At 66.8% G+C, this 14,539-nt stretch carries 14 protein-coding genes; 12 read left to right on the top strand and 2 right to left on the bottom strand.

Features of this window, described 5'->3' with window-relative positions:
* Window positions 1-149: 149 nt before the first annotated feature.
* Window positions 150-974: a M48 family metallopeptidase gene (locus tag C493_RS05255; protein ID WP_007258371.1), complete on the bottom strand. Its 825-nt coding sequence runs from the start codon at window positions 972-974 to the stop codon at window positions 150-152.
* 451 nt (window positions 975-1,425) lie between these two features.
* Between C493_RS05255 and dapA the strand changes: the two genes are divergently transcribed.
* The 11 genes from dapA to C493_RS05310 all read left to right on the top strand — a co-directional run bounded on the left by dapA (window position 1,426) and on the right by C493_RS05310 (window position 11,023).
* Window positions 1,426-2,376, top strand: a complete 951-nt coding sequence (gene dapA, locus C493_RS05260) for a 4-hydroxy-tetrahydrodipicolinate synthase (RefSeq protein ID WP_007258372.1) — start codon at window positions 1,426-1,428, stop codon at window positions 2,374-2,376.
* Window positions 2,373-3,140, top strand: coding sequence for a 4-hydroxy-tetrahydrodipicolinate reductase (gene dapB, locus C493_RS05265; RefSeq protein WP_007258373.1), 768 nt, complete (start codon window positions 2,373-2,375; stop codon window positions 3,138-3,140). Before dapA ends, dapB begins: the two co-directional genes overlap by 4 nt.
* The gene (locus tag C493_RS05270; protein ID WP_007258374.1) at window positions 3,137-3,973 is read left to right on the top strand and encodes a 2,3,4,5-tetrahydropyridine-2,6-dicarboxylate N-succinyltransferase; all 837 of its coding nucleotides are present in this window, start codon (window positions 3,137-3,139) and stop codon (window positions 3,971-3,973) included. Before dapB ends, C493_RS05270 begins: the two co-directional genes overlap by 4 nt.
* A gap of 100 nt (window positions 3,974-4,073) precedes the next feature.
* Entirely contained in the window at window positions 4,074-4,325 is a 252-nt protein-coding gene (locus tag C493_RS05275; protein WP_007258375.1) for an AbrB/MazE/SpoVT family DNA-binding domain-containing protein, read from the top strand.
* 6 nt (window positions 4,326-4,331) lie between these two features.
* Entirely contained in the window at window positions 4,332-4,712 is a 381-nt protein-coding gene (locus C493_RS05280) for a type II toxin-antitoxin system VapC family toxin (protein ID WP_007258376.1), read from the top strand.
* Window positions 4,713-4,764: 52 nt separating this feature from the next.
* A complete protein-coding gene (gene lysA, locus C493_RS05285; protein WP_007258377.1) occupies window positions 4,765-6,141 on the top strand; it encodes a diaminopimelate decarboxylase in 1,377 nt (458 codons plus the stop codon).
* Between the two features lie 4 nt (window positions 6,142-6,145).
* The gene (gene dapF / locus C493_RS05290) at window positions 6,146-6,976 is read left to right on the top strand and encodes a diaminopimelate epimerase (protein ID WP_007258378.1); all 831 of its coding nucleotides are present in this window, start codon (window positions 6,146-6,148) and stop codon (window positions 6,974-6,976) included.
* A 2-nt stretch (window positions 6,977-6,978) separates the two neighbouring features.
* Window positions 6,979-8,208: a M20 family metallopeptidase gene (locus C493_RS05295; protein WP_007258379.1), complete on the top strand. Its 1,230-nt coding sequence runs from the start codon at window positions 6,979-6,981 to the stop codon at window positions 8,206-8,208.
* Window positions 8,209-8,401: 193 nt separating this feature from the next.
* Window positions 8,402-9,208: an enoyl-CoA hydratase/isomerase family protein gene (locus tag C493_RS05300; RefSeq protein WP_007258380.1), complete on the top strand. Its 807-nt coding sequence runs from the start codon at window positions 8,402-8,404 to the stop codon at window positions 9,206-9,208.
* A 106-nt stretch (window positions 9,209-9,314) separates the two neighbouring features.
* Window positions 9,315-10,217 (top strand): BKACE family enzyme, encoded by a 903-nt coding sequence (locus C493_RS05305; protein ID WP_007258381.1) that lies wholly within the window; start codon window positions 9,315-9,317, stop codon window positions 10,215-10,217.
* A complete protein-coding gene (locus C493_RS05310; RefSeq protein ID WP_007258382.1) occupies window positions 10,214-11,023 on the top strand; it encodes an SDR family oxidoreductase in 810 nt (269 codons plus the stop codon). The genes C493_RS05305 and C493_RS05310 overlap by 4 nt, the downstream gene beginning before the upstream one ends.
* A gap of 15 nt (window positions 11,024-11,038) precedes the next feature.
* Here C493_RS05310 and C493_RS05315 read toward each other — a convergent pair whose 3' ends face one another.
* Entirely contained in the window at window positions 11,039-12,736 is a 1,698-nt protein-coding gene (locus C493_RS05315) for an acyl-CoA carboxylase subunit beta (protein ID WP_007258383.1), read from the bottom strand.
* Window positions 12,737-12,900: 164 nt separating this feature from the next.
* On the opposite strand from C493_RS05315, the gene C493_RS05320 reads away from it, so the two are divergent.
* On the top strand, window positions 12,901-14,067 hold the full coding sequence (locus C493_RS05320) for an acyl-CoA dehydrogenase family protein (RefSeq protein WP_007258384.1): 1,167 nt from the start codon (window positions 12,901-12,903) through the stop codon (window positions 14,065-14,067).
* The last annotated feature ends 472 nt before the right edge of the window (window positions 14,068-14,539 follow it).

Below are 14,539 nucleotides of genomic sequence, written 5' to 3' on the forward strand. Positions count from 1 at the left end.
TTACCGTGCTCGTTTCCGAACGAGTCGCGACCCGCATCGCGCGACGGGCGGATCCGAAACTGACGGGAGGACGGTGACGACGCTGGCCGTGTGAACCCGTGAAAAAGATCGAAACGGACCGGAACGTCGTGGAACGGATTGTATCCGTTCTAGCTGCGGAGTTTCTCGATGCGCTTTTCCGTCGGCGGGTGGGTCGCGAACACCGTCTCGAGCAGTCCGCGCTCGGAATTGAAGATACAGAGCGCAGCCTGCCCGTCGTCGATGGTCGACTCGCGGTTCTCGGCGCCCTGGGAAATCTTCTCGAGGGCGCGGGCGAGCGGGTCGCCGCTGCCGATGTACTGGCGGGCGTCGTCGTCGGCGACGTACTCGCGGTACCGCGAGATGGCCATCACGAGCACCGTCACGAGCATCTGGGCGATCATCGAGAGCACCATCCCGACGATGAAGCCACCGGGGTTGTCCTCGCCGGCGAAGACGTAGACGAAGTAGACGGCGTAGCCGACCATCATCCCGATGGAGCTGCCGACCGTCATCATGAGGACGTCGCGGTTCTTGATGTGGGCGAGCTCGTGGGCGACGACGCCCTCGAGTTCGTCGCGGTCGAGCAGTCGGATGAGTTCCTCGCTGACGACGACGACGCCGTTGCCTTTCCGGCCGGTCGCGAAGGCGTTCGGGACGCCCATCTGCTGGACCATCAGCTTGGGCTTGTCGATGCCCATGTCGCGGGAGAGCGATTCGGTCATCCGGTGGATATCCGCGTACTGGCCGCTCTCGGGCATCTCCTCGGCGCCACGGGTGGCGGCCCAGGTCCCGATCTTATACTGGATGAACGGGAACGTGACCAGCAACAGCAAGACGATCGGCCACGCGCCCGTGCCGAGGAACGCCAACCCGACAGCCCCGACGAACAGGTACAGCGCCGCCAGCATCGAACCGACGATGAACATCCGCACTTTCAGTCCGAAGTCTGTCATAGGCGGGGGTAAGTCGTCACCATGTATAAATTCAGCGGGATATTCGTCCATCGTGACAGGGGATACCAATCATTTTAGAATCGCCAGCCGCCGCGACCCCGGAACGAGTAGAGACGGCTCCGTAACGACAGGCGTGTCAACGCGTGTATATATCGTGTTCCTCGGAGAGGGCCACCGAAGAGCGAAATCCATAAGTCCGTTCCCGCTGAGTGTTCGCCTATGCGTCGCTCCGCTCCCGCCACGGTCAGTGTCGACAGCAGCGGAGCGAGTGCGGTTCCCTTTCCTAAAAAACGCCCGTAAGCAGCGCTCGAGGCGGGCGTAGCGTCCCCGTCTCGGGTGCGATTCGGGCGCGACTGACTCGAGGTCGCCGCGACTGCACTCGAGTCGAAATGCGACAGTCACACGCAAGTACGCGGTACGCGACTACCACACCACGGACACCGACACACACATGACATCCAACATCGACTTCAGCGGCGTCTTCCCCGCGATGTGCACGCCGTTCGACGAGGACGAACGAATCGACTTCGAAACGCTGCAGGCCGACGCCCAGCGACTCGAGAAGGCAGGCGTCGACGGGCTCGTGCCCGTCGGTTCGACCGGCGAATCGGCGACGCTGACCCACGACGAACACGTCCAGGTCGTCGAGGCGGTCATCGACGCCGTCGAGGACGTCCCGGTCATCGCGGGCACGGGCTCGAACAACACCCGCGAGGCGCTCGAACTCTCCGAGCGGGCCGCCGACGCCGGCGCCGACGGCCTCCTGCTCATCTCGCCGTACTACAACAAGCCCGAACAGCGCGGGCTGATCGACCACTACGAGACGATCGCCGACGCCGTCGACGTTCCCCAGATCGTCTACAACGTCCCCTCGCGGACGGGCCGGAACATCGAACCCGACACCGTCGTCGAACTCGCCGCCCACGAAAACATCGCGGGCTTCAAGGCCGCGAGCGGCGACCTCGGCCAGATCGGTGAGATCGCCGAGCGGACGATCGACGAGGACTTCGCGGTCCTTTCGGGCGACGACGCGCTTACCCTTCCGATCCTCTCGGTCGGCGGCACCGGCACGATCAGCGTCTGTGCGAACATCGAACCCGAACTGACCTGCGCGATGGTCGGCGCCGCGCTCGACGGCGACTATACGCGTGCGCGAAACATTCATCATACGCTCGGGCCGCTCTACCGCCACCTCTTCGTCGAAACCAACCCGATCCCGGTCAAGGAGGCCATGGAGATCCGCGGCTACGGCCCGGCCCGGCTGCGCTCGCCGCTTTCCCGGCTCGCCGACGAGTACCGCGACGACCTCGCAGCCGTCCTCGAGGACCTCGAGAACGAGTCGCCTGCGGGCGGCGACGGCGGCGACTCCGAACCCGAGGCCGCGGTGGAGGGTGATCGATGACGGTCGGGATCGGCGTCACCGGTGCGACGGGTCGCATGGGCCAGGAAGTGATCGCCGCGGTCGCCGATCACGACGACTGTGAGGTCGCGTTCGCGGTCAACCGCGAGCCCGACGGCGAGGCCGTCGACGGTGTCGAGATCGAACCCGCCGCCGAGTTCGACTCGCTGGTCGTCGAGCGCGACCCGACGGTCGTGATCGACTTCACCGGCCCCGAGTCGGCTCTCGGCTACGCCGAGGCCTGCGTCGACGCCGACGTCGCCTTCGTCACCGGGACGACGGGCTTCGACGACGACCAACTCGAGTCTCTGGAGGCCGCCGCCGACGAGATTCCGCTCTTGCACGCGCCGAACTTCGCCCGCGGCGTGCAGGCGCTGGTCAACGTCGTCGGCGAGGCCGTCCGGAACCTGCCCGGCTACGACGTCGAACTGGTCGAGACCCACCACAACGGCAAACGCGACGCGCCGAGTGGAACCGCGAACCGACTGCTCGACGAGATCGAAGCCAACGGCGAGTTCACCGAGCGAACCCACGGCCGCGAGGGCGACCAGCCCCGCGAGGGGCCCGAGATCGGCGTCCATGCGCTCCGCGCGGGCGACGTGACGGGCGAACACGAGATTCTCCTCGCGGGCAACCACGAGGAAGTTCGGCTCACCCACCGCGCCGAGGACCGCGGCGTTTTCGCCGCCGGCGCCGTCGACGCGGCGGTCTGGATCGCTGGACAGAAGGCGGGTCGCTACGACTTTACGGACGTGATCGGACAATGAGCGCACTGCAGAGCGACGTTTCGACGCTGTGGGACCGGTACCAGAACGACGAGATCGACGCCGACTCGGCCGGCGAGGACGCCTACGCCACCCTCGAGGAGTTCCTCGACGCCCTCGAGGCCGGCGAGGTTCGCGCCGCCGAGAAACAGGGCGACACCTGGGAGGCAAACGAGTGGGTCAAGCAGGGCATCCTGCTCAACTTCGGCCTCCGATCGATCCAGCAGTACGAACACGGCGGGACGACGTACAACGACGTCCTGCCGCTCGCCGACTCGGGCGAGTACGGCGACCGCGGGAGCCGCAACACGCCCGACGGGACGGTCGTCCGCCAGGGCGCCCACATCGGCTCGGACTGCATCCTCATGAGCCCCGCGTTCGTCAACATCGGCGCCCACGTCGGCGACGGCACGCTCGTCGACTCCTGTGACACCGTCGGCTCCTGCGCCCAGATCGGCGAAAACGTCAAACTCGGCGCCAACACGCTCATCGGCGGCGTGCTCGAGCCGGTCGAAAACGCCCCCGTGATCGTCGAGGACAACGTCTCGCTTGGCGCCGGCTGTCGCGTCACCAGCGGCTTCGTCGTCGGCGAGAACAGCGTCGTCGGCGAGAACACCCTCCTGACGCCCCGAATTCCCGTCTACGACCTCGTCGAGGAGGAAGTCGTCTACGGCGAACTGCCGGCGAACCGCCGCGCGTTCACCCGCTTCGTTGAGTCCTCGATCAGCGACCACGACCTCTTCGAGGGCGGCGCCTACAAGCCCGCCGTCGTGGCGACGGATCTGGAGACGGAGACGCTCGAGGCAACCGAGCGCGAGGACGCGCTTCGCGAATAGAGCGGTCGACTTCGTGAAACGGATTCGACCGTAACCGACCGGGGATTTCTTCGATTTCCGTGGGAGACTTTTTATCGATTCCCGCACTACTGTGAACACGATGAGTAAAACGGCCGAGGCGGACGACCGCGGTCGAATCGTCATCCCCCGCGAGATCCGTGAGAAACACGGCGACCGATATCGTGTCGTCGAACTTGAGGATCGAGTCGAACTGATCCCGCTAAAAGATGACCCCATTCAGGGACTCCGGGATGCCGTCGGCGACGCCTTCGATGAGACATCCATCGAGGAGATCAAGCGAGAGTCACGCGACGTCGCTCGAGACAACGCCGTCGACAACGTAACGGAGTAGGACTCGATGATCTACGCCGACACGGACTTCTTTATCGCGCTGGTAAAAGACGACGACTGGTTGCAGGACCGGGCAGCGAAGGTCGCACTCGAGAACGAGGGTGAGATCTACACCTCACGAGCGACGCTGCTCGAGTTGCTCTTGATCTCGGAGCGGTTCGAGTTCGATCAGATGGAAGCGCTCACCTACGCGCTCGAGATCGCGACGGTCCCCGAAGACGAGGACGTTCTGTTCCAGGCAGCGGACTACATGGAACAAGACGGGCTGACTGCGTTCGATGCATACCACGTCGCCTACGCGGACGAGGACGCCATTATCTCCTCAGACAAGTCGTTCGACGACGTAACGGACGGCCGGATCGCGATAGAAGAGCGTGAACTCGAGTAAACGAGAGCTCGAATCCAAACCCTTGAATTCTCACGCTCACTACGAACGACCAATGACCGAACTCGCGGAGTCGCCGGCCGTTCGCCGTCTCAGTGACTGGGACGCGGCCGCCCTCCAGGAGCTCGTCGACGACTACGGGTCGCCGCTGTACGTCCTCGATCTCGAGCGCGTACGCGAGAACTACCGTCGCCTCGAATCGGCGTTTCCCGACGCGGAGATCCTCTACGCGGTGAAGGCCAACGCGTTGAGCGACGTCCTCGAGGCGCTCTCCGAGGAGGGCGCGGGCCTCGAGTGCGCCTCTGCGGGCGAAGTCAAACGCGCACTGGAAGCCAGCGAATCGGGCGCCGACGTCCACTACACCGCGGTCAACCCGCCCGCGCGGGACCTGGACTGGGTCGTCGACGCGTGGGAAGCGTATCCCGACCTGACGATCACCGTCGGCGCCGAGGACACGATCGACCGACTCGAGGAACGCGGCTACGACGGGCGGCTCTGTCTCCGCGTCAACCCCGGCATCGGCGCGGGCCACCACGAGAAGGTCCAGACCGGCGCGGCCGCGAAGTTCGGCGTGCCCGCCGAGCGTGCCGTCGACGTGCTCGCGGACGCCGCCGAGCGCGGCTTCGACGTCGTCGGGATCCACGCCCACGTCGGCTCGGGCGTCTCGAGCGACCAGCTGGACGACCACCGGGAGTTCGTCTCGCGGATGGGCGACCTCGCCCGCTCCGTCGAGAGCGAAATCGGCGGCCTCGAGTTCGTCGACGTCGGCGGCGGCTTCGGCGTCCCCTACCGCGAGGACAAAGAGCCGCTCGACCTCGAGGCGGTCGCCGAGGCGACCCGCGACGCGCTCGGCGAGGTCGACGCGCGGCTGACGGTCGAACCCGGCCGCTACTTCGTCGCCGACGCGGGCGTCCTGCTGACGGACGTCAACACGGTCAAGGAGGCCCGCGACACCCTCGCGGTCGGCGTCGACGCCGGCATGACGACGCTCCTGCGGCCCGCGATGTACGACGCCTACCACCCGATTCGGAACCTGACGGCCGCCCTCGAGGGCGATGCGGGTGAATCGGTCCGAGAGACGGTCCCGCAGACGATCGCCGGCCCGATCTGCGAGAGCGGGGACGTCTTCTGTTCGGACCGCGACCTCCCCGCGAGCGAGCGCGGAGACGTCCTCGCGATCGGCAACGCCGGGGCGTACGGCTACGAGATGGCGAACCAGTACAACTCACGGCCCCGGCCCGCGTCGGTCGTCCTCGAGAGCGAGACCCGACGCGCTTCGGACGACGGTGACACGGCGCGGCTCGCGCGCCGACGCGAGACGTTCGACGACGTGACGCGACCCGAGACGAACCGATCCCGGTCGGCGGACGGAGACGCGGACGGGAACACTGATGCGGACCGAGAAGCACATAACGACTACGACACTCGATAGCACGATGAGCGTTCCATTCCAAAAATACCACGGCACCGGCAACGACTTCCTGATCATCCACGCGGACGAATACGTCCCCGACCGCGGCGCGCTCGCCGAGCGCGAGTGCGACCGCGAGGACGGCGTCGGTGCCGACGGCATCCTCTATCTCGCCCTCGAAGAACGGTTCCGCCCGCCCCGCGTCATCATGACCCTCGTCCAGCCCGACGGCGCGACGGCCCCGATGTGCGGTAACGGCGCGCGCTGTGCGGCCGACTGGGCCATGAAGAAAACCGGCAGCGACAGCGTCATGATCGACACGCAAGCCGGCACCCTCCGCGCGGACCGCGAGGGTGACGAAATCACCATCGAGATGGGGACGCCCACCTTCGACCCCGAGGAAGTCCCCGTCAGGGCCGACGAACCGGTCTTCGAGGAAGAGATCGACGGCCTCGAGGTTACGATGGTCAACACGGGCGTCCCCCACGCGGTCGCGTTCGTCGACGACGTCGACGACGTCGACCTCGCGACGGTCGCGCCGCCGATCCGCTACGGCGACGAGTTCCCCGCGGGGACGAACGTCACGATCGCCAGCCCCGACGGCGACGGCGGCTTCGACCAGCGCAGCTACGAGCGCGGCGTCGAGGCCGAGACCGACTCCTGTGGCACCGGCGCGGTCGCCATCGCCGTCGTCGCCCGACGGCTCGGGCTGACCGACGCCGATCCGGTCTCCGTCAACCCGCCGGGCGGCGAGTTGCTGGTGAGCTTCAACGATCGCGGAAACGCGACGCTCACCGGTCCCGTCGAACACGAGTTCGACGGCGAAGTGGCCGTCGAGTCGCCGACCGAACTGTAGCCGTGAACGGAGACGACGCCGACGCGACGGCGACTTCCCCAGCGGCCAACGCCGGCGACGGGTTCGACCCCATCGCCTTCCTCGAGACGGCGGTTCAATATCCCTCCCACGAGGACGTCGAACCGATGCGAGGCTTTCTCCGTGAAACCCTCGAAAGTCGCGGCGTCGAGGCGCGCGTCGACGAGGCGGGCAACGTCGTCGCGACCCGCGGGCCGGCCGACGCCGAGACGCACGTCGTGTTGAACACTCACATCGACACCGTCTCGCCCCACGTCCCCTTCGAGCGGGACGCGACCGGTCCGGTGGCGGGCGACGCCGACGCTGGCGCTGACGCCGATTCCGACTTCGGCTCCGCCGACGGCGCCGCAGACGACGTGATCCGCGGCCGCGGCTCCTGTGACGCCAAGGGGCCGCTGGCCGCGCTCTTAGCCGCGTTCTTCGCCGTCGAACCGACCGACGGCCGCGTCACGCTCGCGATCACGCCCGACGAGGAGGTGCTCTCGATCGGCGCGTACGAACTCGTCACCGGCGAGAACTCACCCACGCGAGACGCCGACGCCGTGATCGTCGGCGAGCCCACGGATCTCGACGTCTGTACGGCCGCGAAGGGGCGCTTTCAGGGAACGATCCACCTCGAGGGGGCGAACGCCCACGCGGCCGAACCCGAGACGGGAAGCAACGCGGTCGCGGCGCTCGAGTCCGTTCTCTCCGCGATCCGTACCTTCGACGAGCGCGATGACGCGCCGCCCGCGCATCTGCAACTCGGCGCGGCGACGCTGACGCCGACGGTCGTCGAGGGCGGGGCGGCGACGAATCAGGTACCTGCCGACTGCGCGCTGACGGTCGACCGCCGGAGCGTCCCGCCCGAGACGGCCGACGAGTTCCACGCGGCGCTGACCGACCGACTGGCGCGGGCGGTGCCAGACGACGTCGGCGTCGACTTTCGCTTTACCGACCGGCCGACGCCGTTCCTCGAGGCCTGGGACACCGACCCCGACGCCGAAATCGTCGAGATTCTCTCGAGCGCCTCGGGGGGTGCGGTACGTCCCTTCACCGCTGCGACGGAGGCCTCCTACTTCGCGGCGGACGCGCCGACGGTCGTCTTCGGCCCCGGCGTGCTCGCCGACGAGACGGGCGCTGTCGCTCACGCACCCCGAGAGTACGTCCGCGTCGAGCAGGTCCGAAAAGCCGCGAGCGCGCTCGAGGAGACGCTTCGGACGCTGGTCGAATAGTCGACCTTCCGGGTTCGATCGTCCGACCAACTCCAAGCGAGACCAAACGAGTTGTTTTGCTGTACACTTACGTTCCTGGTTGGCAATAACACGCACGTACTTATGGACGATCCGTGCGCCACTGACGAACTGGTCCCGGCCGAGGGAATCGGAGGGGTCGATCGATCGACGAGTTCCCGGCTCGAGGTGTCCGATGATCGACGCTGACGCCCGCTCGAACGAGGATCTCTCGGTCTCGGTCAGCGACGACGAGGTGGTGATCCGGGCGACGATCGACCGCCCGGATCGGCACAACGCGCTCAACGAGAACGTCATGTCCGGACTGTACGACGCGCTCGAGGCGGCCGACGAGGGGCCGGCGCGGGTCGTCGTCGTTCGCGGCGCCGAGGGTACGTTCTGCTCGGGTGGTGACCTCACCGAGATGGCCCAACTCGTCGACGCTGGCCCCCAGGCGTACCGCGATCAGCTCTCGTCGATTTCGGTGCTGATGCGTTCGATGCGCGAGACCGACGCGCTCGTCGTCGCCGCGGTCGAGGGCTACTGTCTGGCAGGCGGGATGGGCGTGGCGACGGCGGCCGATATCGTCGTCGCGGCCGACGACGCGACGTTCGGCACCCCCGAGAAGGAGAGCGGGCTGTTCCCGATGCAAGCGATGGCCCCGATCATGCGCACCGTACACGAAAAGAAGGGGCTCAAGCTGCTGTTTACCGGCGAGAAGTTCGACGCGGCGACGGCCGACGAACTGGGGCTGGTGAGCGAACTGGTCCCGGCCGAGGCGTTCGACGAGGAACTCGACGACCTGGTCGACACACTGGCGAACAGCAGTCCGACGATGATCTCGATGGGCAAGGAAGCCTACTACCACCAGCAGGGGATGGACTTCGCGGAGTCGCTGGCCTACCTGCGGGAGATGTTCGCGCTGTTGGTGATGAGCGAGGACACCGAGGAAGGGTTGAACGCGCGGCTGATGGACGAAGAACCGGACTGGAGGGTGCGGTGACGATGAAACCCCGAAAGAACGCGGTGACGACGTCGACCAGAACGGCATCGCGAGTACAGCCACGAAACCGACACGCTGTGGCGATCGACGCGGCAGATCCACGACCATGACCATCGAACTGTACGACCGACAGGAGTCGACCAAGGGGAACCACCCGGCGAAACCGATCATCTCGGCGGCGCTGACCGGCGCGCTCACGACCCGCGACCAGTGCGAGGCGATCCCCTACACTCCGGAGGAGATCGCGGAAGACGCGGCCGCCGCCCGCGAGGCCGGCGCCGCCGTCGCGCACATCCACGCGCGCACCGAAAACGGCGCGCCGACGTTTTCGACCGAGACCTACCAGGAGATCTCCGACGAGGTTCGCGAGCGGACCGACATCATCATCAACTTCTCGACCGGGGCGCTGGACGAACCCCTCGAGAACCGCCTCGAGTACGTTCAGGCGGTCCAGCCCGAGATCGCCGCGCTCAACATGGGCTCGATGAACTACGCGAAGTACTCGAACTCCCGCGAGGAGTTCGTCTTCGATATGGTGTTCGAGAACCCCTTCTCGGAGATCCACGACCTGGTTTCGGGGATGAACGAGGCCGGCGTCGCGCCCGAACTCGAGTGTTTCGACACCGGCCACATCAACAACGCGACGCCGCTGTTCGAGGAGGGCGTCCTCTCCCCACCGTACACGGTGAGTCTAATCATGGGCGTCCTCGGCGGGATTCCGGCGACGGTGGAGAACCTGGCCCACCAGGTCCGCCAGTTGCCAGACGACGCGCCGTGGCAGGTGATCGGCATCAGCCGGGATCAGTGGCCGCTGGTCTCGGCGGCGCTCGCGATGGGCGGAAACGTCCGAGTCGGCCTCGAGGACAACTTCTACCTGCCGAACGGCGAGATGGCCGACGGCAACGCCGAACTCGTCGAGGCGGCCGCCGACCTCGCGCGAGGGGTGGGCCGCGAGCCCGCGACGCCCGACGAGGCCCGCGAAATCATCGGACTGGAGGACGGCCGATGAGTTTCGGCGAGACGCCACCCAGCACGGACGTCTTCGCCGACGACCTCTTGACCGGCGAGACGGCGCTGATAACCGGCGGCGGGACGGGGATCGGCAAGGCGCTTGCGCTGGCCTACGCCGACCACGGCGCGGACGTGGCGATCGCGAGTCGGTCGATGGAGCACCTCGAGCCCGTGGCCGAGGAGATCGAGTCGAAAGGCGTCGACGCCTGCGCGACGACCGTCGACGTCCGGGAGCCGGACGCGGTCGACGCGATGGTCGAGACCGTCCTCGAGGAACTGGGCGACCTCTCGATCCTCGTCAACAACGCGGGCGCGAACTTCCTCTCGCCCGCCGAAACCCTCTCGGCGAACGGCTGGCGCTCCGTCGTCGGGACGATTCTCGACGGCACCGCCAACTGCACGTTCGCCGCGGGCGAGCACATGATCGAGCGCGAGGACGGCGGCGCGATCATCTCGATGGGGGCGACGAACTCCGTTCGAGGCGCGCCCTACCACGCCCACTCGGGTGCGGGAAAAGCCGGCGTCCACAACCTGATGCAAACGATCGCCGCGGAGTGGGCCGAGTACGGAATCCGTGCGAACACCGTCGCGCCAGGTGTGATCCGAACCGAGGGCGTCATGGAGGTGATGGGCGAGGCCGTCGCCGAACGAGTGATCGAGGACGACCTCGCGGCAGACCGGCTCGGGACGCCTGCAGACTGCGTCTCCGTCGCGCTCTTTCTCTCGAGTCCGGCCGCAGCGTACGTGACGGGGTCGTACTACGCGGTCGACGGCGGGCAGTTGCTGGCGCCGACCCCGATGTGAGTCGACGACGCGTGATCAGAACAGCACCGTCCCGTGGTACCGATCCCGCTCGGTGCGGCGCTTGTTTTGCAACGTGCGCAGGCGTGCCGCCAGCTGATCGCGGAGGTCGCCAGCGGGCAGCAGTTCGTCGACCTGCATCTTCCCGGCCTGGGCGCGAATATCGATCTGTTTCTCGTACTCCGCCCGCATGCTCTCCTCGAACCCCTCAGCCGTCTCCGGATCCATGTCCTCGAGCTGGTCGGCGAACAGGGCGTTGATCGCGGCGTCGGGCCCCATCACGGAGATCTCCGCGCTGGGGAGTGCGAGGGTGGCGTCGGGATCGAAGGAGGGGCCGGCCATCCCGTAGATCCCCGCGCCGTAGGCCTTGCGCGTGATCGTACAGATCTTCGGCACCTGCGCGTTCGAGGTCGCGTAGATGAACTTCCGGCCCTTCTGGAGGACTCCCTCGCGCTCGACGGCCGAGCCGACCATGTAGCCCGGCGTGTCACAGAGGTAGACCAGCGGGATGCCGAAGGCGTCGCACTTCCAGACGAAGTCGGCCCCCTTCTCCGCGGAGTCGGGGAAGATCGCGCCGCTTTTGACCGCGGGCTGGTTGGCGACGACGCCGACCGGTCGGCCATCGATGCGGCCGAACCCGGTGACCAGCTCCGGTGCGAAGTCGGGTTTGAGCTCGAACCAGGAGTCGTCGTCGACCAGCCGGGCGATGACGTCGTGGACGTCGTAGGCGGCGTTTGGCTCCTCCGGGATGATCGCGTCGAGTCCCTTCGGATTGGCTCCCGGCGGGGCGGGCTCCCGCGTCGGCAGCGGCGCGTCGTGGCGCTGCGGGAGAAAGCCGAACAGCTCCCGGACCGAGTCGGCGGCCTCGCGTTCGTTCTCGACGACGAGATCCGCGCTGCCGGACTGGGTGGCGTGGATCTCGGGACCGCCGAGTTCCTGCATCGTCGTCTCCTCGCCGGTCACGGCCTCGACGACCCGCGGGCTGGCGATGGCCATCCCGCTGATCTCCTCGACCATGATCAGGTAGTCACAGAAGACGGGCGTGTACGCCGAGCCCGCGATGTTGGGGCCGTAGAGGACGCCGATCTGGGGCACCTGCCCGGAGTGGATACACTGATTGTAGAACATCTTCCCGCCGCGGTAGCGGTCCATGTGGGTGTCGCCGGGCTCTCGGTCGTCCAGGTTCAGCCGCGCGCCCGTCGAGTCGATCAGCCGGAGGATCGGCGCGCCGGCCTCCGCGGCGCGCTCGGCCAGCCGAATCTCCTTTTCGACGCCCATCTGTCCGAGCGAGCCCGCCTTGACCGTGTAGTCGTTGGCCGCGAAGAAGACGGTCCGGCCGCGGATCGTCCCGACGCCCGTGATCATCCCGTCGGCCGGCAGCTCGCCGTCCGCGTCGTGGCGGGCGAACGTACCGTCCTCGTACTCGATTTCGTCGAAGATCATATCCAGCCGATCGCGGACGAACACCTTTCCCAGCTCCTCGATCTTCTCGTGGCCGCGTTCGGGGCCACCCGAGAGGATCGACTCGACCTCCTCGCGCAGTTCCTGCTCGCGGTCGGTGACGACCGCATCCTCCCAGCTCCCCTCGCCGGCGGACGCGATCGATTCCCCGCCGTCGGTGACCAGTTCGACCGAACGTCCGAGGTGTTCCGACAGCGCGGTCGCGATCGCGCGGGCAGTCTCCTCGTCCGGCGTGGCGTCGAGAGTGACCTTCATGCGCTCACCCCGGCTCCGTCGTGCCGTCGGATATCCCGTTGCATAGGGAGATTATTGGTAGCAAGTGTCAAAACCGTTCGGCCAGTTGCTCGAGTTGAACGCAGTTTCCGTTTCATGTCATGGTTAACCATAACAATATTGCACGTCCCTAGCGACGATCTGTCATGGACTACGGTGAAACCGAGGAACACGAGCTGATCCGCAACAGCGTGCGTGAGATCGCCGCCGACTACGACCACGGCTACTGGCGAGAACACGTCGAGAACAAGACGTTCCCGGAGGAGTACTGGGACGACCTCGCTCGAGACGGCTGGCTCGGCGTCACGATCGACGAGGAGTACGGCGGCGCCGGCCTCGGGATGCTCGAGATGTCGATGGTGATCGAAGAGCTCTCTCGCGGCGGCGGACAGGGGGGCGTCATCTTCGTTCTCACGCCCGTCTTCGGCGGGATCAGCGTCCAGCGCCACGGCACCGAAGCGCAAAAAGAGCGGATCCTGCCGGCGATCGCGAACGGCGAGATGCGCTTCGCGATGGGACTGACGGAGGCCAGTGCGGGGACGAACCTGCTGAACATCGATACGATCGCCGAGCGCGAGGGAGACGAGTTCATCCTGGACGGCCAGAAGATGTGGATCAGCGGCGTCGAGAACGCCGACGAGATGCTGCTCGTGACCCGCACCAGCGAGTACGACCCGAGCAACCCGACCCACGGTATCACGCTGTTTCTCGTGCCCAACCCCGCCGAGCAGGACGCCATCTCGCTGACGCCCCTCGAGGTCGAGGTGCCGTGGTTCGAGACCCAGTATCAGGTCGATATCGACGACCTGCGGCTCCACGAGGACCGGATTCTCGGGAGCGAGGACGGCGGGCTCTACCTGCTGTGGGACACGCTGAACACCGAGCGCATCGGCGGCGCCGCGAGCGCCGTCGGCGCCGGGCTGCGCGCGACCGACCTCGCCGTCGAGTATGCGAACGATCGGTCGGTGTTCGGCCAGAAGATCGGCGGCCACCAGGCGATTCAACACCCGATCGCCGACGCCTACTCGGAGGTCATGTGCGCCCGCGAGATGATGTACAAGGCCGCCTGGAAGTGGGACAACGGCGAGGACGCCAGCGCCGAAGCGAACATGGCGAAACTGCGCTCGAGCGAGGCCGCGACCTACGCCGCCGACCGGGCTCTCCAGACCCACGGGGGCAGCGGCTTCTCCGCCGACTACGAGATCTTCGGTCTCTGGGCGAACGCCCGGCTGCTCCAGACGGTGCCGATCACCAACGAGATGGTCAAGAACTTCCTGGGCGAACACGAACTCGGGATGCCGCGGTCCTACTAACCAACCTCTTTTCCCGGGGGCATCAGCTGGCGTCTACGACGCCAGCTCAACCCCCGTCTGCTCACGGGCGCGTAGCGCCCGTTCTCACGGCTCGCGGGACCTCCGGTCCCGCGCTGGCAAAACCCGTTGATGCCGTCAGAACGCGTCGCGTTCTGACTGCCAATCAGAACCGTACGCGGTTCTGATGATGCCAAAAGGCCGACGGATCGGCCTTCGGCCTCACCGTCGGTGTCGTTCGAAAGAGCGCTTGCGCTCTTTCGTGATGCCGAGAGCGCTCGCGCTCTCGTAGCAAAACGCCTCGCGTTGCTCGGCGTATGCGAGTTTAGAATGACACCGTGCCGTGGCGCGTGCTGTCGGCCGGCCGAGCAACTGCGAGGGCGGCCGATACCATCACGCGAGGGATGAGAACCGCAGCGGACGAACGCGGCGCGTCGCGCCGCGAGGAAGCGAGGACCGCAATCGGCTGGGGAGG

This window comes from Natronolimnohabitans innermongolicus JCM 12255, from assembly GCF_000337215.1.
In the GTDB taxonomy this organism is placed as follows: Archaea; Halobacteriota; Halobacteria; order Halobacteriales; family Natrialbaceae; genus Natronolimnohabitans; species Natronolimnohabitans innermongolicus.